Here is a 20553-nt window from a genome sequence, read left to right as displayed (position 1 = left end):
GCGATGCTACACCACGTTGCCGAGTTGAATAATGGGAAGATACATCGCGATGACGAGGCCGCCGACCAGTGTGCCGAGCACGACGATCACGAGCGGTTCACACAGGCTCGATAGCGTGCCGATCCTGTCGTCGACCTGGCGATCCGCAAGCGACGCGACATCGAGCAGCATGCTGTCGAGCGCGCCGGATTCCTCCGCGACCGCAACGGGCTGCACGACTTCGGGAGGAAAGCAGCGGGCCGCGAGCATAGCCGCGGCGAGCCGTTCGCCGCGCCGCAATCTGATGGCGATGCTTGCCGTCGCGCGATCGAAGAAGGCATTGCCGGTCGCCTGAGTGAGCGAATCGAATGCGTCGGCGAGCGGCGTGCCGGCGGACAGCAAGGTGCCAAGCGCGCGACTCCAGCGCGCCGCGCACAGCGTGCGCAGCAGCGGGCCGGCCACCGGCAGGTCGAGCGACAGGCGCGCGAAGCGGATGCGCGCGCTTACCGAACGACGCAGCACGAGCGTGATGGCCGAGCTCATTGCGAGCATCAGTATGAACAGCGGCACACTCCAGCGCGCGGCGGCCGCCGAGAGCGCCAGCACGAACTGCGTCGGCGCGGGCAGCTTCGCGCCGAAGCCATCGAAGATCTGCTTGAACGTCGGCACGACCCACACCAGCAATGCGGCAGTTATCACGAGCGCGAGCAGCAGGATCGCGGCTGGATAGGTGAGAGCCGCGCGCACCTTGGCGCGCTGCGCAGCGGCGCGTTCGCGATCGTCGGCGAGGCGGGCGAGCACGGTGACGAGCGCGCCCGCAGCTTCGCCCACCTCGACGAGCTGGCAATACAGCGCATTGAACTGCGCCGGGTGCCGCTGCAAGGCCGCCGAAAACCGCAGGCCGGCGGTGATGTCGCGCGCGATAGTGCCGACGATGCGCGGCATGCCTTGCCGCTGACCCGACGTCGACGCCTGCGCGAGTAGTTCGAGCGCGGGCGCGAGCGGCAAACCGGCACGCAGCAGACTGGACAGTTGTCGCGTGAACAGCGTGACAGCGGCCGCGCTGGTCTTCGGGCGTGGCGCCGGCCCTTGCGTTGCGAGTTCGACGATAAAGAGGTTGTCGCGTTTGAGCATCGTGCGTGCGGCGCTCGCGTCGGGCGCGATCAGCGTGCCGCTTTGGCGCGTGCCGTCCGCGTCGACGCCGCGCCATCTGAAGCGTAGGTCGGCTGAGACGGACCGGGTTGGTGACAGCGCGGCGGTACTCATGCGACCTCCGTGGCGGCGAGCGCTTCGGCGAGACTCGTGGTGCCGTCGCGCACGCGCGCAAGCGCCGCGTCGCGTAACGTCGCGACCTGTTCCATCTGCGCGAGGCGGGCCAGCTCGTGCGCGCCCGCGCTTGCGACGATCTGCTCACGCATCGCGTCGGAGACGGGCATCACCTGATGAATGCCGACGCGCCCCCGATAGCCGATGCCATGACAAACCGCGCAGCCGGTCGCCGCATACGGTTGCCAGCCGTCGAGCTCATGTTCGGCAAAGCCCGCGGCGAGGAGTGCCGCCGGCGAATGCGGCGCGGGCGCGCGGCATGCGACGCACAGTCGCCGCACCAGCCGCTGCGCGGTCACCATGCGCAGCGCGGCGGCAAGGTTGTACGCCTCGACACCGATGTCGATGAGCCGCGCGATGGCCGCGGGCGCGTCGTTCGTATGCAGCGTGGACAGCACGAGGTGACCGGTTTGGGCGGCCTTCACTGCAACGTCGGCGGTTTCGTTGTCGCGGATTTCGCCAACCATGATCACGTCCGGGTCCTGACGCAGAAAAGCCCGCAGCGCGACCGCGAAAGTCAGTCCGGCTTTTTCGCGCACGCTGACCTGGTTGATGCCGGCCAGCTGGATCTCGGCTGGGTCTTCCACCGAGCAGAGGTTGCGTGCCTCGCCATTCAGCAGGTTCAGGAAGCAGTACAGCGATAGTGTCTTGCCGCTGCCCGTCGGTCCGGTGACGAGCATCAGACCGTGCGGCGCGCGGATCGCGGCGTCGACGGCTTCGCGCTGCCGCGGATCGAGGCCGAGCGAATCGAGCGAAAGATCGGTGGGCAACGCGTCGAGCCGTCGTAGCACGAGCTTTTCGCCGAACAGTGTCGGCAGCGAATTGACGCGGTAATCCTCGAGCCGCCCTGGCGACGTCGCTAGGCGTAGCCGGCCGTCCTGCGGCACGCGTCGCTCGGCGATGTCCATGCGCGCGAGCACTTTCACACGCGTGACGAACGCGTCGCGCAGATGGGCGGGCGGCCGCGGGATTTCATGCAGCACGCCGTCGATACGCAGGCGCACACGCCAGCCATGCTCGGCCGGCTCGATGTGGATATCCGACGCATTGCGCCGCGTCGCTTCGTGCAACGTGTCGGTCAACAGACGCACGGCTGGGGCGTTGTCGGGATCGTTCAGACTCGTTGTGCTGGATTCGCCGTCGATAGCGAGTGGGCGCGGCAATGCCGCGGCGGTGGCAAAGGGTGTTTGCATGAGAGACCGGTGATGAACCGCCTTTAGAACATGACGGCTTCATCTTCCGGTTGCGGGCGTCCGAATGCCATTCGGCCATTCGGCTAATGGCGCGTTTCGCGAGCCTGTGCGATGCTGACCGTAAATCAGCGTGCGGCGGCGCGAAGTTCAGCCTGACCTTGCTTTACCGGCCTTCGTGCGCGACGGCGGTTTGAAAAGCTTGACGGTGCGGATCGCCTGATCGTCGCTGCGCATCACTTCGAGCTTGGTGTCTCCGATGCGCACGCAGACGTCGCCGTCGGGGATGTCTTCGAGGATTTCGAGAATCAGGCCGTTCAGCGTTTTGGGGCCATCGGTGGGCAGCCCGAGTTGCAGCCAGCGGTTCAGCTCGCGCAACGGCATGCTTCCCGCGACGATGCATTCGCCCGCCTCGTTCCAGCCGCCGCGCGAGCTGGCGCTACGCGGAATCGACGTGGTGAATTCGCCGATCAGTTCCTCGATGATGTCTTCCGGTGTGACGAGGCCTTGCAGTTCGCCGTATTCGTTGACGACGAGCGCGATGCGTTGCCGGCTCTCCTGAAAGTATTGCAGCTGCTGGAACACCGGCGTGCCGCTTGGCACGAAGTACGGCTCGGCGAGCAGCTCGCGCAAGGTATCGCGCTCGAGCTCCTGGTTGTGCAGCGCTGAGAGCGTCTTGCGCACGTGCAGCACACCGAGCACGCGGTCGATGTCGCCCTGGTAGACGATCAGCTTGTTGTGATAGCAGGTCTCCAGTTGATGCAGGATCTGTTCGAACGGGGCATTGAAGTCGAGGGCCTCGATACGGCGACGCGGGATCATCACGTCATCGACGGAGATGTTTTCGAGGTCGAACAGGTTCAGCAGGATGCTGCGGTGCTTGGTGGGCATGAAGCTTCCCGACTCGAGCACGATGGTGCGCAGTTCTTCGGTGGACAGCCGCTGGTCGCGCGCGCCCTTCGTGTTGATGTGCAGCACGCGCAGGATGCCGGTCGCGAACAGGTTGACAAACCAGATCAGTGGTCTCGCGACGCGCATCAACGGCGCGATCAGCAGGCTCGCGGGCAGCGCGATTTTCTCGGGAAACGTCGCGCCGACGATCTTCGGTGTGATCTCCGCGAACACGATAATGAGGAACGCGACGATACCGGTCGCGATCGACAGCACGAGGCTATTGCGGCCGAACGTATGCAGCGCGAGCGATGTCGTCAGTACCGGAATGATCGTGTTGAACAGGTTGTTGCCGATGAGGATCACGCTGAGCAGCTGATCGGTTGTTGCGAGCAGGCCCTGAGTCGTCTTTGCGCCGAGCGTGTTCTTGCTGGCGAGATGTTTGAGGCGATGACGATTGAGCGCCATCATCGCTGTCTCGGAAATGGAAAAGAAGGCGGAGCAGACAAGCAGCAGAAGGACGGCGCCGATCTGCGCCCATAAGGGAAGTTGTTCCACGCGTCGTGAAAAATAAGGGAAAGGATGGAGAGAATATAGCAGAGGGGGCCGCGCGCTCCGGTGTGGACGACGGCTGACGTCGCCAGGACGACAACGTGGCAACGTACGCGCTGTGCCTGACGAGCCGGAGGAAAGAAAGCGGCGAAGGGCAGCACGAGAGCAACGAAAAAAGCGCCGCGCAAAACAAAAAACCGCCCAGCAACGCTGCGGCGGTTTTGAACCTTGAGCTAACAAGGAGAAATCTGGTCGGGGTGAGAGGATTCGAACCTCCGGCCTCTACGTCCCGAACGTAGCGCTCTACCAGGCTAAGCTACACCCCGATTGGGTACTGCTGACTCGATTCAGACTAATTCGGTGTTCCAGTCTCGTTCAAGACTGTCTTGCCGTCGAGTAAGAGCATAATTCTAGCAGGCTCTCCTTGAAAAGGGAATGGGGAAATGACGAAATTGCTGCCGCGGCTGCCTGCGCCTCCTGTTTCGCGCACTCGAGCGTGTGATCCAGCGCGCCCGAGCGCGTGATCGCGTCGAAAATGGTATCGAAACGGTCGGTGCCACCTTGCTCGATGGCTTCGCGCGCGAGCGCCGACTGCTCGGGCGTGCCGCGTTCGATCAGATAGATGAGCGGAAGCGTCGGTTTGCCTTCGCGCAGATCGTCGCCGGCGTTCTTGCCCATCGACTCGGCCGTGCCCGTGTAGTCGAGCCAGTCGTCCATGATCTGGAACGCGGTGCCGATGCGACGACCGTACTCGGCGGCGGCGGCTTCGGTTTTCGCGTCCGCGCCGGCCAGCACCGCGCCGAGCTGGGCGGCCGCCTCGAACAACTTTGCGGTCTTGTAGCGGATCACCTGCATGTAACGGGCTTCGTCGACGTCGGCATCGTGCATGTTCAACAGCTGCAGCACTTCGCCTTCAGAGATGATGTTGGTCGCCTCCGACAGAATTTCCATCACGCGCATCTTGCCCACGCCGACCATCATCTGGAACGACCGTGAGTAAAGAAAGTCACCGACCAGCACGCTCGCCGCGTTGCCGAACAGCGCATTGGCGGTCTGGCGGCCGCGCCTCAGGTCGGACTCGTCGACCACGTCGTCATGCAGCAGCGTGGCCGTGTGGATGAATTCGACGACCGCTGCCAGCTCGTGCCGGTGCCCCGTCGTATCGCCCAGCGCGCCCGCCACCAGCAACAGCAGCGCGGGCCGCAGCCGCTTGCCGCCGGCGCTGATGATGTACTCGGAAATCTGATTGATCAGCATCACGTCCGACGCAAGACGTTGCCGGATGACGCGATTGACCTGCTGCATGTCTTCGGCGATCGGAGCAAGCAGGCTGGCGACGTTGGGGGAGGTGGTGGCAGTCGACGACATGATGGCTGAATTGGGTAGTGCCGCGAATTATAAGGCGATCGGGGCGCTTCTGGGTCGTCGGCTGCGGCGTGGATGCGGTCCGCATGGCGCGCGGGGCGCCTGCCAAGGCCGTCTGCGGGGCGCCGCGCGTTACAGGTTTGCCATCTGCGAGCGCCTGCGAGGGAGGGCGAAGCCGGACCGTAGACGGTTTGGTAAGCAGGTTTTGACCGAGCAGCTAACTCTATGTATAATTGAGGGTTTCCGCGCGCGGTGCGTGGGAAAAATGAATACAGAGTGAGGTTCTCAATGTACGCGGTCATAAAAACCGGTGGCAAGCAGTACAAGGTTGCCGTCGGCGAAAAACTTAAAGTAGAACAGATACCGGCAGACATTGACGCTGAAATCACGCTCGACCAGGTTCTCGCAGTGGGCGAAGGCGAATCGATTAAGTTCGGTACGCCGCTGGTCAGTGGGGCTTCCGTCAAGGCTACCGTCGTGTCGCAAGGTCGTCACGCCAAAGTGACGATCTTCAAGATGCGTCGCCGGAAGCACTACCAGAAGCATGGCGGCCACCGCCAGAACTATACCGAACTGCGCATCGACGCGATCAACGCGTAAGCGCACCGGTTAAGGAGCAAATCAAATGGCACACAAAAAGGCAGGCGGATCGTCCCGGAACGGCCGCGACTCCGAATCGAAGCGCCTCGGCGTTAAGGTTTACGGCGGCCAGGCTATCAACGCTGGTGGCATCATCGTGCGTCAGCGCGGTACGCGCATGCACGCTGGCGAGAACGTCGGCATGGGCAAGGATCACACCCTGTTCGCTCTGAAGGACGGCCACGTCCAGTTCTCGACGAAGGGCGCGGCGAAGAAGCACACCGTTTCTGTCGTCCCGGCAGCCTGAGTTTAATCAGGCACGGGCTTCAGGACCGGAAAAAGGCCCCGCGAAGTTCGCGGGGCTTTTTTTATTGCGGCGCCTCTTTAGCTTGGCGCCGAAGCCGCGCAGCCGACCGCTCCTCATCGGCGGACTATGCCGTTCGGTCGATTGATCAACGCGCGGCGCGCGCGGCAAAATAGCAGCATCCAATCAGTATCAACCCCTGCATCGAATCGGGCAGTACACCACGGGACGGAGTAACACATGAAGTTCATTGACGAAGCGAGGATTGAAGTCATCGCCGGCGACGGAGGGGATGGCAGCGCGTCGATGCGCCGCGAGAAGTTCGTCCCGTTCGGCGGCCCCGATGGCGGTGACGGCGGCCGGGGCGGCAGCGTGATCGCGGTGGCTGACCGCAACATCAACACGCTGATCGATTACCGCTACGCGAAAAAACATCTGGCGCGCAACGGCGAAAACGGCCGCGGCTCGGATTGCTACGGCAAGGGCGGTGATGACATCACGCTGCGCATGCCGGTCGGCACCACCATCACGGACATGGAAACCGGCGAGCTGATCGCCGATCTGACCGAGCACAACCAGAGCGTGCAAATCGCGCAAGGGGGAGCCGGCGGCCTCGGCAACCTCCATTTCAAGTCCAGCACGAACCGCGCGCCGCGTCAGAAGACCGACGGCAAGCCGGGCGAGCGCCGCATGGTCCGCCTCGAACTGAAAGTGCTGGCCGACGTCGGTCTGCTCGGCATGCCGAATGCGGGCAAGTCGACGTTTATCTCGTCGGTGTCGAACGCGAAGCCGAAAATCGCCGATTACCCGTTCACCACGCTCGCGCCGAACCTCGGCGTCGTGCGCGTCGGGCCGAGCCGCAGCTTCGTGATTGCCGACATTCCGGGGCTGATCGAAGGCGCGGCGGAAGGCGCCGGCCTAGGCCATCAATTCCTGCGTCACCTGCAGCGCACCGGGCTGCTGCTGCACATCGTCGACATCGCACCGTTCGATGAATCGATCGATCCGGTCGCGGAAGCGAAGGCGATCGTCAACGAACTGCGCAAGTACGACGAAGAGCTTTATCAGAAGCCGCGCTGGCTTGTGCTGAACAAGCTGGACATGGTGCCTGAGGACGATCGCGAAGCGCGCGTGGCGGCGTTCCTCGAAGGCTTCGGCTGGGACGGTCCGGTGTTCGAGATCTCGGCGCTGACTGGCCAGGGCTGTGAAAATCTTTGCTACGCCGTGTTCGACTACCTCGCCGAGCACTCCGACGCGCAACGCGCGGCCGAAGCCGAAGACCTGGCCTCCGACGTGCGTTTCCGCGACGGGACGCAAGTACCGGCCGCGACCCGCGAAGCCGGCACCGATCCGCAGGAATAACAACTCGAGCGCCGGCGCCAGCGGCGGGTGCCGGTATGCATCACGCGTCATCTTGGGAGACAGCGCACAATGCGTTCCGTCATCGCAGATTCACGGCGATTGGTCGTCAAAGTCGGTTCGAGTCTCGTCACGAACGACGGGCGCGGCCTCGATCATGCGGCGATCGGCCGCTGGGCCGCGCAAATTGCCGCACTGCGCGCGCAAGGCAAGGAAGTCGTGCTGGTCAGCTCGGGCGCGATCGCCGAGGGCATGCAGCGGCTCGGCTGGACGAAGCGGCCGCGTGAAATCGATGAGCTGCAGGCGGCCGCGGCGGTCGGTCAGATGGGTCTCGCGCAAGTGTACGAAAGCCGCTTCGCCGAACATTCCATCCAGACTGCGCAGATCCTGCTTACTCACGCTGACCTTGCTGATCGCGAGCGCTATCTGAACGCTCGCTCCACGCTGCTCACGCTGCTGGGGCTCGGAGTTGTACCGATCATCAACGAGAACGACACGGTCGTCACCGACGAAATCAAGTTCGGCGACAACGACACGCTCGGCGCGCTGGTTGCCAATCTGATCGAGGGCGACGCGCTGATCATTCTGACGGACCAGCAAGGCCTCTTCACCGCAGATCCGCGCAAGGACCCGACCGCGACACTCGTCCAGCATGCCGACGCCGGCGCGCCCGAGCTCGAGGCGATGGCGGGCGGTGCGGGCTCGAGCCTCGGCCGCGGCGGCATGCTGACCAAGATTCTCGCTGCGAAGCGTGCGGCCCATAGCGGCGCCAATACGGTGATCGCGAGTGGGCGCGAGTCGGACGTGCTGGTGAGACTGGCGGCCGGCGAGGCGATCGGCACCCAACTGATCGCGCGCACCGCGCGCATGGCGGCGCGCAAGCAATGGATGGCCGATCACCTGCAGGTGCGCGGCCACGTCGTGATCGATGACGGCGCGGTCGAAAAACTGACCGCCGGCGGCAAGAGCTTGCTGCCGATCGGCATCGTCGGTGTGCAGGGTGCATTCGCGCGCGGCGAGGTGATCGCGTGTCTGAGCGCGTCAGGCCGCGAGGTCGCACGTGGTTTGACGAACTACAGCAGCGCGGAAACCAAACTGATCCAGCGGCGTCCGAGCGGCGAAATTGAGTCAGTGCTCGGCTATATGCTCGAGCCCGAACTGATTCATCGCGACAATCTCGTGGTGCTTTGATCTGCGCGGCGGCGCGCATATCGCGCGTATGAAGAGCCAACAATTAAGCCGTTCCAGCGCAGGCTGGAACGGCTTTTTAATCGTCACGGGTAAGCAACGGCGCCTGAGTCGGGCGCGCGCCGCGCAACCGGCCTCAATGAATCTGCGACGTCTGCGTGCGCTTGTAACGAATGTTCTCGACGATGTGCTGCGCGCTGCCGGTCGGAATCTTGTTTGCGCACATATAGTCCTGATACAACGCGGCCTGGTACGCATTCAGCGCGCCGTTTTCTATCCGCGAAAACGGGTTTGCGACCGTCGTGTCCCAGCCGTCGTGATCGGCGTTCAGGCCCGCATACTGACGCCATTCATACGTGTCGCAACGGATGCCCTCGTAATTGACGTTGCGCGCACCGCCCGGGCTCGTGACGACCACCGTGTAACGCACCACGCCGTCGTCGCCGACGCTGACGGACTTCGGGTCGATCGCAAATTGCAGCGGCGTATTGCCGGAGACTTCGAACGGCAGCAGGTTCGCGTCGGAGGGCAGCGGCGGCAACGTGTCGACCTTGTTTTCAACCCAGTTGCTCTTGCGATCCAGCAGATAGGTGAACTCGCTGTCGTCTTTGTTGGTCGGTTTGCCGGCGCTCGAACAGCCTGCCAGCAGGGCGCCTGTGGCGACGCACGCCACGGCGAATGCAAGTGCTTTCAATCTGTTTCCCTCGAGAGACAGACGCGGCTCGAAAGCCGCGCCAGAGAGAGGCGGCGCGAGCCGCCGCCTGGAATGGTTAATCGCGCACGCCTCGTCGTACTAACGGGGCGACGGCCTCGTCGGCTTCGGCCGTTTCGCGCTCATCCTCCGATCTCATGTTGGCATCCAGTGAGCCGGGACCGCAATCCGGCGCGACCAGCACGTGCGTCGAAGTTTCGACGCTGACCGAAGTTACGGTCGTGACGGTGGTGACCACCGTGCTTACCGTGGAATCCGGCGGGCTTTGCATCGACGACGCTATCCGGGGATAACGCGACCCATGATGCCCGCCAGGTTTTTCCGCACGCGGCGCAGGCCGGCGCATGAAACGGGACAGCTCCGTTAGCGCCAACTGATACACATCCCGCTTGAACTCGATCACACAGTCGAGCGGCACCCAATACTCGTTCCAACGCCACGCATCGAACTCAGGGTGGTCGGTGGCGCGCAAACAGATGTCGCAGTCGCGTCCTACCATCCGGAGCAAAAACCAGATTTGTTTCTGGCCGCGGTAATGACCGCGTACTTCGCGCTTGATGAACTTGTCAGGCACCTCATAACGCAACCAGTCGCGCGTGCGACCGATCACCTTGACGTGCTCAGGAAGCAGCCCGGTCTCTTCGTGTAACTCCCGATACATCGCTTGCACGGGGGTCTCACCATATTTGATGCCCCCTTGCGGAAACTGCCAGGAATGTTCACGGAGTCGTTTGCCCCAAAACACCTCGTTGTGCGCGTTCAAGAGGATGATGCCGACGTTCGGGCGAAAGCCTTCACGATCCAGCATACAACCACCTTCGAATCCTTTAAAATTGCTTTGATTATAAACAGATAACGGACCCTACGCACCGAATCGCATAAGAATGGAGCGATTCGCCGCAATAGGCCCGGGTTTGCGGTAGCCTGTCGGTTTTCCGTGCCTATCCCTTGTGAGAGAGGCTTTGCGCGGCGGTTTCGGCGCCGCACGGGGGCAGGGCGCCGCCAGTCGGGCGAACCCTGCCGGCTTCGCCGCGGATCTGTGTCGATTTCCCTCATTTTCCCCTTTTCTGGCGGTCCTACCGGAAGCCGCCGCTTTTGGACACCTTGAATGAAAGCTTCCCGTTTCTTTATCGGCACTCTCAAAGAAGCGCCCGCCGACGCCGAAATCATCAGCCACAAGCTCATGGTGCGCGCGGGCATGATCCGTCGCGTCGCGGGCGGTATCTATAACTACCTGCCGGTCGGCCTGCGTTCGATCCGCAAGGTGGAAGCGATCGTGCGTGACGAAATGAACCGGGCGGGCGCCATCGAGCTGTTGATGCCGGCCGTGCAGCCGGCCGAACTGTGGCAGGAATCGGGGCGCTGGGAGAAGTACGGTCCCGAGCTGCTGCGCTTCAAGGACCGCAAGCAGGCCGATTTCGTGATGGGCCCGACGCACGAGGAAGTGGTCACCGACATCGCGCGCAATCAGATCAAGAGCTATCGCCAACTGCCGGTCAACTTCTATCAGATCCAGACGAAGTTCCGCGACGAGATCCGTCCGCGTTTCGGCGTGATGCGCGGCCGCGAGTTCATCATGAAAGACGCGTACTCGTTCGACAAGGACGCGCAGGGTCTGCGCGAGTCGTATCGCAAGATGTACGACGCGTACGTGCGCATCTTCACGCGCCTCGGTCTGGACTTCCGCGCGGTGGCGGCCGACAACGGCTCGATCGGCGGCAGCGGCTCGCATGAGTTCCATGTGATCGCCGACACCGGTGAAGACGACATCGCGTATTGCCCGACCTCCGATTTCGCCGCGAACGTCGAGGCGGCCGAAGCGCTACCGCTGATCGCAGAGCGCGCGGCGCCGGCAGAAGAGATGAAGAAGACCGCGACGCCCGGCAAGGCGAAGTGCGAGGCGGTTGCCGAACTGCTGAACATTCCGCTCGAACGCACGATCAAGTCGGTCGTGCTCGCCACCGAGAACGAAGGCGCCGAGCCGACGATCTGGCTGCTGATGCTGCGTGGCGATCATGATCTGAACGAGATCAAGGCGGCCAAGCTTCCGGGCCTCGGTAATTTCCGCATGGCGACGGAAGCCGAGATCGTCGAGACGTTCGGCACACCGCCGGGCTATCTCGGTCCGATCAACACGAAGAAGCCGGTCAAGGTGATTGCGGACCGCACGGTCGCGAACATGAGCGACTTCGTGGTCGGCTCGAACGACGTCGACTATCACACCACCGGCGTGAACTGGGGCCGCGACCTGCCGGAGCCGGTCGTCGCCGACATCCGCAATGTGAAGAAGGGCGATCCGTCGCCGGACGGCAGGGGCGTGCTCGACATCTGCCGCGGCATCGAAGTGGGCCACGTGTTCCAGCTCGGCACCAAGTATTCCGAAGCGATGAACGCGGCCTGTCTCGACGAAACCGGAAAGCCTCGGCCGATGGAAATGGGCTGCTACGGCATCGGCGTCACGCGGATTCTCGGCGCCGCGATCGAACAGAATTTCGACGACAAGGGCATCATCTGGCCGGAGTCGATTGCGCCGTTCGAAGTCGTGCTGTGCCCGATGGGCTATGACCGCAGCGACGCGGTGCGTGAGCAGGCCGACAAGCTGTACGCGGAACTCGTCGCGGCCGGTATCGACGTGATCCTCGACGATCGCGGCGAGCGGCCGGGCGTGATGTTCGCCGACTGGGAACTGATCGGCGTGCCGCATCGACTGGTGATCGGCGACCGTGGTCTGAAGGACGGCAAGATCGAGTATCAGGGCCGTCGCGAGGCCGAAGCGACGCTGCTGCCGGTCGCGGACGCCGCGCAGACCGTGATCGACAAAGTGCGCGCGGCGCTGGCGAACTAAGCGGAGCGGGCGGTGGAGTACAACTTCCTGTCAGCGACGGTGCTGCTGATCCTGATCACCGATCCGCTCGGCAACATCCCGATCTTCGTCAGCTGTCTGCGCGATGTGTCGCCGGAGCGTCGCACGGTCGTGATCCTGCGCGAGGTCGCGATCGCGTTTGCGATCCTGCTGGTGTTCATGGTGCTCGGGCAGAGCTTTCTGCGCATGATGAGCCTCAGCGACCAGTCGTTGCGGATCGGCGGCGGCATCGTGCTGTTTCTGATTGCGCTGCGCATGGTGTTTCCGCATCCGGACGGTCCGTTCGGCGGCGACGCGCGCGGCGGCGAGCCGCTGATCGTGCCGCTCGCGATTCCTGCGCTAGCGGGTCCGTCGGCGTTGGCGACGGTCATGCTGCTGACCTCGCAGGCGCCGGGCAAGACGTTCGAGTGGGTCGGCGCGCTGACCGTCACGATGATCATCTGTGCGATCGTGCTGATGCTCGCCGAGCGCATTCAGGCGTGGCTCGGTGAACGTGTGATGGCGGCGTTCGAGCGGCTGATGGGGCTCGTGCTCGTCGCGATTTCAGTCGAGATGATGCTCGGTGGAATCCGCTCTTTCGTGCACAAGCTGTGAAACGCGAGCCGGTGCGCGCATTGCCACCGTCGCAGCCATAAAAAAGCAGCCAGGCAGGCTGCTTTTTTTCGCCGGTAGGGCGGGCGGATGCCCCGCTCACGCTCCCTCGGTCAACGCCCGAATGGTCGGCAGGTTGCGCCAGTAGCCCTTCGCATCCATCCCGCAGCCGAACACGTACCGGTCCGGCACTTCGAAGCCGCAGTAATCGGGGCGCAGCGGTTTCGCCTTCGGAATGATCTTCTCGCACAGCACCGCGGACAGGAAGCGCTTCGCGCCCATCGCGAGGATGCGGTCACGGATTGCGGCCATCGTCTCGCCTTCGTCGAGGATGTCGTCGAGCACGAGCACCACGCGATCCTTGACCGACTCCGCCGGCGCGACGCGCCATTGCATCTCGTTGCTGCCCTTCGTCGTATTGCGGTAGCGCGTCAGGTGGATGTAGTCGAACTCGAGCGGGAAATCGAGGTGCGGCAGCAGCATGCCGGTGAATACCGCGGCGCCGCCCATCACCGACAGCACGAGCGGGAAGTCCTCGCTCATCTCGTCGCGGATGGCAGCCGCCATGCGGGCGATCGACGCAGTGACGTCCGAGGCCGAAACTATCTCTTCGGAGTGTTGAAAAATATGGAGGGCTTCTTCGCGGTTCATGACGTCTGACGGACGGTAACTGTATACATAGTGTGAGTGGCAACGTCCCGAGGGACGTTCCCGCGAGGGACGGCGCAATGCGCTACAGAATAAACCCGCACGATGCCGAAGTCAGCCGCGCCGCATTCGGCGCGAGCGCGCGCCGGTCCCATCAAGCTTAGCGCATGCCGGGCATCATGCCCTTCATGCCGCGCATCATCTTCTGCAGGTTGCCGCCCTTGAGCTTCTTCATCATCGTGCGCATCTGTTCGTACTGGTTCAGCATGCGGTTGACTTCCTGCACCTGCACGCCCGCACCCGCGGCGATGCGGCGCTTGCGGGTCGCCTTGATCAGTTCGGGCTTGGCGCGCTCGGCCGGCGTCATCGAGTTGATGATGCCTTCCATGCGGCGCATCTGCTTCTCGGCCTGACTCATGTCGGCGCCGGCCGCGGCTTGCTGAAACTGCGCGGGCAGCTTGTCCATCAGCGACGACAGGCCGCCCATGCCCTTCATTTGCGTGAGCTGGGCGCGGAAATCGTTGAGGTCGAAGTCGCCGCCTTTCTTGACCTTGTCGGCGAGCTTCTGCGCGGCCTGCACGTCGACGCCGCGCTGCGCTTCCTCCACCAGCGCGAGAATGTCGCCCATGCCGAGAATCCGGCTCGCCATGCGGTCCGGGTGGAACACTTCGAGGCCGTCGAGTTTTTCGGCGACGCCCACGAACTTGACCGGCTTGCCCGTCACGTGACGCACCGAGAGCGCCGCGCCACCGCGCGAATCACCGTCGAGCTTGGTGAGCACGACGCCGGTGAGCGGCAGCGCGTCGCTGAACGCCTTCGCGGTGTTGACCGCGTCCTGGCCGAGCATCGCGTCGACGACGAACAGCGTTTCCGCCGGCTTCAGCTCGGCGTGCAGCGCGGTGATTTCGTTCATCATCACCTCGTCGATACCGAGACGGCCGGCCGTGTCGACGAGCAGCACGTCGTGATAATGGCGCTTGGCCCAGTCGAGCGCGGCGCGGGCAATGTCGACCGGCTTCTGGTTCAGCTCCGACGGGAAGAAGTCCGCGCCGACCTGCTCGGTCACCGTTTTCAGCTGCGCGATGGCGGCGGGACGATAGACGTCGCACGAAACGGTCAGCACCTTCTTCTTGTACTTCTCGCGCAGCAGCTTGGCGAGCTTGCCGACCGTGGTCGTTTTGCCGGCGCCCTGCAGACCCGCCATCAGGATGATCGCGGGCGGCGCGACGGCGAGATTGAGCTCGGAGGCCTTGCCTTCGTAATCGCCGCCGATCACCGCGGTCAGTTCGCGCTGCACGACGCCGACGAGCGCCTGACCCGGCGACAGGCTGGAGATCACTTCTTCGCCGAGCGCCTTCTCCTTGACCTTCGCGATGAACTCGCGCACGACGGGCAGCGCCACGTCGGCCTCGAGCAGTGCGAGACGCACCTCGCGCAGCATTTCCTGGGTGTTCGCCTCGGTGAGCCGGGCTTCGCCGCGCAGCGTCTTGACGACGCGCGCCATCCGTTGAGTCAGATTGTCGAGCATGGGGAGCGATGAACGGTGGGGCCCGCGCAGCGCGCGAAGCGCAAGACGTCGCGGAGTAGGGCCCTAGTGTAAACTTCGAATATGGATATTGTACTGTATGCCCTCACCGCGCTTCTCTATGGCGGTCTTGCCGTGGCCGGCTGGCGCTCGCACCGGCACGCGGCCGTGCGGCCGCTGCTCGAGAGCGTGCCGCCGCTGCCCGGTCATGCCGCCAACGCGGGCGCTCTGGTGGCCTCCGGCATGAGCGCGCCCGGGCGCGCGCTGCTGTTCGTCGCGCTGCTCGCTCACGGCGTGCTGCTCCATACCACGATCTTCCCGCAGAACGCGATGGTGTTCGGCTTCGCGTTCGCGCTGTCGGCGATGTTCTGGCTCGGCGCCGGCATCTACTGGATCGAGAGTTTCTTTTTCCCGCTCGACGGACTGCGCCTGCTGGTGTTGCCACTCGCGTGCGTCGCGTCGCTGCTGCCGCTCGCGTTCGGCGGCGTGCGCGTGCTGCCGTATGCGGCCGCGCCGATGTTCAAGCTGCACTTCCTGATTGCGAATATCGCGTACGGTCTGTTCGCGATCGCGGCGCTGCACGCGGTGCTGATGCTGGCGGTCGAGCGGCGTCTGCATTCGATGCGCGGTGGTCTCGCGCAAAGGCACGCGGCGGCGGACAATGGCTGGTGGTCGAGTTGGCTCGACGCGCTGCCGCCGCTGCTCACGCTCGAGAAGCTGCTGTTCCGTCTGATCGGCGCCGGCTTCGTGCTGCTCACGCTGACGCTGCTGTCGGGCATCCTGTTCAGCGAGCAGCTGGTCGACCGCGCGTTGCGGCTCGATCACAAGACCGTGTTCGCGATTCTTTCGTGGGTGATGTTCGGCGCGCTGCTGACCGCGCGCAAGGTGTCCGGCTGGCGCGGCCGTGCGGCATTGCGCTGGGTGCTGGCCTCGTTCGTCGCGCTGTTGCTCGCGTACGTCGGCAGCCGTTTTGTTTTCGAGGTGCTGTTGCACCGGCCCGTGGTGTGAGTGTCCCCATGCGACAAATCTTTTTGCTGATTCTGCTGTTCATCGTCGGTCAATGGCTCGTGAAGGCGCTGCGCCGCCACGACGCGCAATCCGCGCAACGCACCGGTGCCGGCGGCGCCAACGCTGCCGGCACCGCGAATGGCGGCGCGCGTTCTTCGAATGGGCAACAGCCGCAGCTTGCCGAGCCGATGATCCGCTGCGTCGAGTGCGGCGTGCACGCACCGAAGAGCGACTCGGTCAGCGTCGCGGGGCAGGCGTTCTGCTGCGCCGCGCACGCGCAGCGCCACGGCGCGCGTCCGAGCGGCCGCGACGCCCGATGAGCGGCGCGTACACCGTCGATGCCGACGGTTGGGTTCCTGCCGCACGCAAGCTTGCCTCGCCAAACTTCGAAGCGCGGCCGCAAGGCGCGCTGCCGACGCTGATCGTCGTTCACAACATCAGCCTGCCGCCGAACCAGTTCGGCGGCACCGCGATTGCCGAGCTGTTCCAGAACGCGCTCGACTGCAACACTCACCCGTACTACGACACGCATCTGCGCGGCGTGCGCGTGTCCGCGCATTTCGTGATTCATCGCGATGGCGCACTCGAGCAGTTCGTGTCGTGCAACGAGCGCGCGTGGCACGCGGGGCCGTCGAATTTTTTCGGCCGCGAGCGCTGCAATGATTTCTCGATCGGCATCGAGCTCGAAGGCAGCGACACCACCGCCTTCGAAGCGACGCAATACCGCACGCTCGCCGCGCTCGTCAGAGCACTGACGGCACGCTATCCGATCGACGCGCTTGCCGGCCACTCCGACATCGCACCCGGTCGCAAGACCGATCCCGGTCCGTATTTCGAGTGGCCGCGACTGCAGCGCGACACGTTGCTCGACGGTCGGTATTTCCCCTATCTCAAGTTTCCCGAAACGCGGTAACCCCTTCGCACGATCTTGCGTGATCCACGGAGAACGAGGCGCAGCCTGCTTCTCCGGGGAGCTTCTGCGCGCCGCGTGAAGCAAAAGTCAAGACTGCGAGCGCAAATAAAACCTTTTGACCTGTCTCGAAACTCCACTATACTTGGTGCCGACAACTGAGTTTCGCACTATATCTTGTGTTGTGCTGTGAATAACCATGTGCATAACCGAGTGAATAAGAGTGGATAAGTCTGCGGCGTCCCGCTCCCCGAGCATGGCACCGCAAGCATTCCAGACAGCGAAAAAAATTCCTGGGGCGCAGCCGGTAGGGGATCTCCGGCCGCATCCAGAAGCATTCAGGAAAGGACCAGCCAGTGATCGCGACCGACCCGATGAAGACCGTCATCAAATCGAACCAGGCTTCCTCGCAGATGCATCCCACCAACCGGCGTCGCCGGCCTTCCTGCACCTCATCGCACGCGCACGCGGCGGCGCGGCGTTCGATTTAATCCGCGGCACTCGCCGCAATATTTCCAAGACCAGGAGCTTTGCACATGCAAACCACCGACAACGTGACGACCCGTTACGAGGGCTCACCGACTGGCCAGACCTTCGGCCAGACCCAAGGCGCGCAGGCGCTCGCGCCGCAAGCGAATTACGCCGACTACAAGGTGATCCGCCGCAACGGCAGCGTGGTGTCGTTCGAGCCGTCGAAAATCGCGATCGCCGTGACGAAGGCGTTCCTCGCCGTCAACGGTGGTCAGGGCGCGGCGTCGGCACGGGTGCGCGAACTGGTCGAGCAACTCACGCTGAACGTGGTGCGCGCGCTGGTGCGCAGCCGTCCGAACGGCGGCACGTTCCATATCGAAGACATTCAGGATCAGGTCGAACTCGCGCTGATGCGCGGCGGCGAACACAACGTCGCGCGTGCTTACGTGCTGTATCGCGAGAAGCGCAACCAGGTGCGCGCGCATGACGCCCATGAAGGTCAGACAGCGGAAAGCGCCAGCACCCCGGACCTGAACGTGACCGACAACGGCATCACGCGTCCGCTGGACATGGCTGCGCTGCGCGGCATCATCGAGTCCGCGTGCGCGAACCTCGGCGACGCCGTAAGCGCCGAGCCGATCGTCGCGGAAACGGTGAAGAACCTGTACGACGGCGTGCCGATGAGCCAGGTGTACGACTCGGCGATCCTCGCTGCCCGCACGATGATCGAAAAGGACCCGGCCTACAGCCAGGTCACCGCGCGCATCCTGCTGCATACGATCCGCCGCGAGATTCTCGAAGAGGAAGTCACGCAAGCCGAGATGGGCGAGCGCTACGCCGAGTACTTCCCGCAGTTCATCAAGCGCGGCGTGCAAGCCGAGCTGCTCGACGACAAGCTGCTGCAGTTCGACCTGAAGCGCCTCGGGGCCGCGCTCGATGCGAACCGCGACCTGCAGTTCGGCTACCTCGGTCTGCAGACGCTGTACGACCGCTACTTCCTGCATCACGACAACGTGCGTATCGAAATGCCTCAGGCATTCTTTATGCGTGTCGCGATGGGTCTGTCGCTGAACGAGATCGACCGCGAAGCGCGCGCGATCGAGTTCTACAACGTGCTGTCGAGCTTCGACTTCATGAGTTCGACGCCGACGCTGTTCAACTCCGGCACGCGCCGCTCGCAGCTGTCGTCTTGCTACCTGACCACGGTCGACGACGACCTCGACGGCATCTACGAAGCGCTGAAGGAAAACGCGCTGCTGTCGAAGTTCGCCGGCGGCCTCGGCAACGACTGGACCCGTGTGCGCGCGCTCGGCTCGCACATCAAGGGCACCAACGGCAAGTCGCAGGGCGTGGTGCCGTTCCTGAAGGTCGTCAACGACACGGCGGTCGCCGTGAACCAGGGCGGCAAGCGCAAGGGCGCGGTGTGCGCGTACCTCGAATCGTGGCACCTCGACATCGAGGAATTCCTCGAGCTGCGCAAGAACACCGGCGACGACCGTCGTCGCACGCACGACATGAACACCGCGAACTGGATTCCCGATCTGTTCATGAAGCGCGTGATGGAAGGCGGCGACTGGACGCTGTTCTCGCCGTCCACCTGCCCGGACCTGCACGACAAGTTCGGCGCCGAGTTCGAAACGGCTTACACGGCTTACGAAGACAAGGTCGCGCGCGGCGAGATCAAGCTGTTCAAGAAGATCCCGGCGGCGCAGCTGTGGCGCAAGATGCTGGGCATGCTGTTCGAAACCGGCCATCCGTGGATCACGTTCAAGGATCCGTGCAACGTGCGCTCGCCGCAGCAGCACGTCGGCGTCGTCCACTCGTCGAACCTGTGCACGGAAATCACGCTGAACACGAGCGACGCCGAAATCGCCGTCTGTAACCTCGGCTCGGTGAACCTCGTCGCGCACCTGAAGGAGCAGGCCGACGGCACGCTCGCGCTCGACCACGACAAGCTGAAGCGCACGGTCAGCGTCGCGATGCGCATGCTCGACAACGTGATCGACATCAACTACTACGCGGTCGCCAAGGCGCGTAACTCGAACCTGAAGCACCGTCCGGTCGGCCTCGGCATCATGGGCTTCCAGGACTGCCTGCACGTGCTGCGCACGCCGTACGCGTCGCAGGAAGCGGTCGAGTTCGCCGATCGCTCGATGGAAGCGGTTTGCTACTACGCGTACTACGCGTCGACCGAGCTGGCCGAAGAACGCGGCCGCTACGCGAGCTACCGCGGTTCGCTGTGGGATCGCGGCATCCTCCCGCAGGATTCGGTGGCGCTGCTTGCCGAGGCGCGCGGCGGTTATGTCGAGGTCGATTCGAGCGAGTCGATGGACTGGCCCGCGCTGCGCTCGCGTATCTCGACCTACGGCATGCGCAACTCGAACTGCGTGGCGATCGCGCCGACCGCGACGATCTCGAACATCATCGGCGTGTCGGCGTGCATCGAGCCGACCTATCAGAACCTGTACGTGAAGTCGAACCTGTCGGGCGAGTTCACGGTGGTCAACGACTACCTGGTGCGCGACCTGAAGGCGCGCGGCCTGTGGGACGAAGTGATGGTCGCCGACCTGAAGTACTTCGACGGCACGCTGTCGCGCATCGACCGCATCCCGGCCGACCTGCGCGCGATCTACGCGACCGCGTTCGAAGTCGATCCGGTGTGGCTCGTCGAGTCGGCTTCGCGTCGTCAGAAGTGGATCGACCAGGCGCAGTCGCTGAACATCTACATGGCGGGCGCATCGGGCAAGAAGCTCGACGAGATCTACAAGCTCGCATGGCTGCGCGGACTGAAGACCACCTACTACCTGCGCACGATGGCGGCGACGCACGTCGAGAAGTCGACGGTCGCGCACGGCGCGCTGAACGCGGTGAGTTCGGGTCATGACGGCTCGGGTGGCGCAGGCGGCGCGGCAGGCGGCTTCGGCGTGGGCGGCGGCGCGGCGGGTGGTGTGGGCGGCGGCTTGCAGGCTGCTGCAGCGCTCGCAGCGACTGCCGCGGTCGCGGTCGACGCGGCACCCGAAGCGGATGGTCCGGTCTGCATGATGCGTCCGGGCGATCCTGGCTTCGACGAGTGCGAGGCTTGCCAGTAAAGA

19 protein-coding genes and 1 tRNA gene are annotated in these 20553 nt (G+C 64.0%); 11 read left to right on the top strand and 9 right to left on the bottom strand.

All coding sequences use genetic code 11. The features are described 5' to 3' along the window. Positions 1–6 precede the first annotated feature (6 nt). From HDG32_RS11790 to HDG32_RS11780, 3 genes are all read right to left on the bottom strand, one after another. Positions 7–1245, bottom strand: a complete 1239-nt coding sequence (locus HDG32_RS11790) for a type II secretion system F family protein (protein ID WP_184066888.1) — start codon at positions 1243–1245, stop codon at positions 7–9. Beyond that, entirely contained in the window at positions 1242–2498 is a 1257-nt protein-coding gene (locus HDG32_RS11785) for a GspE/PulE family protein (RefSeq protein WP_184066885.1), read from the bottom strand. The genes HDG32_RS11790 and HDG32_RS11785 overlap by 4 nt, the downstream gene beginning before the upstream one ends. Positions 2499–2645: 147 nt before the next feature. Next, positions 2646–3857: an HlyC/CorC family transporter gene (locus HDG32_RS11780; RefSeq protein ID WP_409340022.1), complete on the bottom strand. Its 1212-nt coding sequence runs from the start codon at positions 3855–3857 to the stop codon at positions 2646–2648. Between the two features lie 199 nt (positions 3858–4056). On the opposite strand from HDG32_RS11780, the gene HDG32_RS37230 reads away from it, so the two are divergent. Next, positions 4057–4170 (top strand): hypothetical protein, encoded by a 114-nt coding sequence (locus HDG32_RS37230; RefSeq protein ID WP_409340021.1) that lies wholly within the window; start codon positions 4057–4059, stop codon positions 4168–4170. Between the two features lie 17 nt (positions 4171–4187). Here the strand turns inward: HDG32_RS37230 and HDG32_RS11775 are convergent. Next, positions 4188–4264: transfer RNA gene (locus tag HDG32_RS11775), tRNA-Pro, on the bottom strand. 49 nt (positions 4265–4313) lie between these two features. After that, entirely contained in the window at positions 4314–5306 is a 993-nt protein-coding gene (locus HDG32_RS11770; protein WP_184066879.1) for a polyprenyl synthetase family protein, read from the bottom strand. A gap of 285 nt (positions 5307–5591) precedes the next feature. Here HDG32_RS11770 and rplU point away from each other — a divergent pair, with 285 nt between their 5' ends. From rplU to proB, 4 genes are all read left to right on the top strand, one after another. Then, positions 5592–5903, top strand: a complete 312-nt coding sequence (gene rplU, locus HDG32_RS11765; RefSeq protein WP_007180329.1) for a 50S ribosomal protein L21 — start codon at positions 5592–5594, stop codon at positions 5901–5903. Positions 5904–5928: 25 nt separating this feature from the next. After that, positions 5929–6189 (top strand): 50S ribosomal protein L27, encoded by a 261-nt coding sequence (rpmA, locus tag HDG32_RS11760; RefSeq protein WP_008923994.1) that lies wholly within the window; start codon positions 5929–5931, stop codon positions 6187–6189. A gap of 237 nt (positions 6190–6426) precedes the next feature. Continuing rightward, positions 6427–7548, top strand: a complete 1122-nt coding sequence (cgtA, locus tag HDG32_RS11755; RefSeq protein WP_184051016.1) for an Obg family GTPase CgtA — start codon at positions 6427–6429, stop codon at positions 7546–7548. A gap of 69 nt (positions 7549–7617) precedes the next feature. Beyond that, entirely contained in the window at positions 7618–8736 is a 1119-nt protein-coding gene (gene proB / locus HDG32_RS11750; protein ID WP_184066875.1) for a glutamate 5-kinase, read from the top strand. Positions 8737–8869: 133 nt separating this feature from the next. On the opposite strand, the gene HDG32_RS11745 is transcribed toward proB, so the two are convergent. Next, entirely contained in the window at positions 8870–9427 is a 558-nt protein-coding gene (locus HDG32_RS11745) for a CNP1-like family protein (RefSeq protein WP_184058542.1), read from the bottom strand. Positions 9428–9503: 76 nt separating this feature from the next. Beyond that, positions 9504–10253, bottom strand: a complete 750-nt coding sequence (locus tag HDG32_RS11740) for an RNA pyrophosphohydrolase (protein WP_184066873.1) — start codon at positions 10251–10253, stop codon at positions 9504–9506. Positions 10254–10553: 300 nt separating this feature from the next. Between HDG32_RS11740 and HDG32_RS11735 the strand changes: the two genes are divergently transcribed. Both HDG32_RS11735 and HDG32_RS11730 read left to right on the top strand, forming a co-directional pair. Continuing rightward, a complete protein-coding gene (locus tag HDG32_RS11735) occupies positions 10554–12290 on the top strand; it encodes a proline--tRNA ligase (protein WP_184066870.1) in 1737 nt (578 codons plus the stop codon). Between the two features lie 12 nt (positions 12291–12302). After that, a complete protein-coding gene (locus tag HDG32_RS11730; protein WP_184066867.1) occupies positions 12303–12902 on the top strand; it encodes a MarC family protein in 600 nt (199 codons plus the stop codon). Between the two features lie 96 nt (positions 12903–12998). Here the strand turns inward: HDG32_RS11730 and HDG32_RS11725 are convergent, their stop codons facing one another. Together HDG32_RS11725 and ffh are read right to left on the bottom strand one after the other, a co-directional pair. Then, positions 12999–13550 carry a hypoxanthine-guanine phosphoribosyltransferase gene (locus HDG32_RS11725; RefSeq protein ID WP_008923084.1) on the bottom strand — a complete coding sequence of 184 codons (552 nt, stop codon included), beginning with the start codon at positions 13548–13550 and terminating at the stop codon, positions 12999–13001. Between the two features lie 157 nt (positions 13551–13707). Further along, positions 13708–15075: a signal recognition particle protein gene (gene ffh / locus HDG32_RS11720; protein ID WP_090801921.1), complete on the bottom strand. Its 1368-nt coding sequence runs from the start codon at positions 15073–15075 to the stop codon at positions 13708–13710. A gap of 81 nt (positions 15076–15156) precedes the next feature. Between ffh and HDG32_RS11715 the strand changes: the two genes are divergently transcribed. The 4 genes from HDG32_RS11715 (at position 15157) to HDG32_RS11700 (ending at position 20550) form a co-directional block, all read left to right on the top strand. Continuing rightward, complete coding sequence (locus tag HDG32_RS11715; RefSeq protein ID WP_184066863.1) at positions 15157–16080, top strand: inner membrane protein YpjD; 924 nt, start codon at positions 15157–15159, stop codon at positions 16078–16080. An 8-nt stretch (positions 16081–16088) separates the two neighbouring features. Next, positions 16089–16400: a PP0621 family protein gene (locus HDG32_RS11710; RefSeq protein ID WP_090801917.1), complete on the top strand. Its 312-nt coding sequence runs from the start codon at positions 16089–16091 to the stop codon at positions 16398–16400. Then, complete coding sequence (gene ampD, locus HDG32_RS11705; protein ID WP_184066860.1) at positions 16397–16993, top strand: 1,6-anhydro-N-acetylmuramyl-L-alanine amidase AmpD; 597 nt, start codon at positions 16397–16399, stop codon at positions 16991–16993. The genes HDG32_RS11710 and ampD overlap by 4 nt, the downstream gene beginning before the upstream one ends. A 533-nt stretch (positions 16994–17526) precedes the next feature. Beyond that, on the top strand, positions 17527–20550 hold the full coding sequence (locus HDG32_RS11700) for a ribonucleoside-diphosphate reductase subunit alpha (RefSeq protein ID WP_184066857.1): 3024 nt from the start codon (positions 17527–17529) through the stop codon (positions 20548–20550). Positions 20551–20553: the final 3 nt, after the last annotated feature.

The sequence above is a fragment of the Paraburkholderia sp. CI2 genome (assembly GCF_014201055.1).
GTDB classification, from domain to species: Bacteria; Pseudomonadota; Gammaproteobacteria; order Burkholderiales; family Burkholderiaceae; genus Paraburkholderia; species Paraburkholderia tuberum.
The sequence above is the reverse complement of the archived record's forward strand: the minus strand, read 5'-3'. Positions and strand labels throughout refer to the sequence as shown.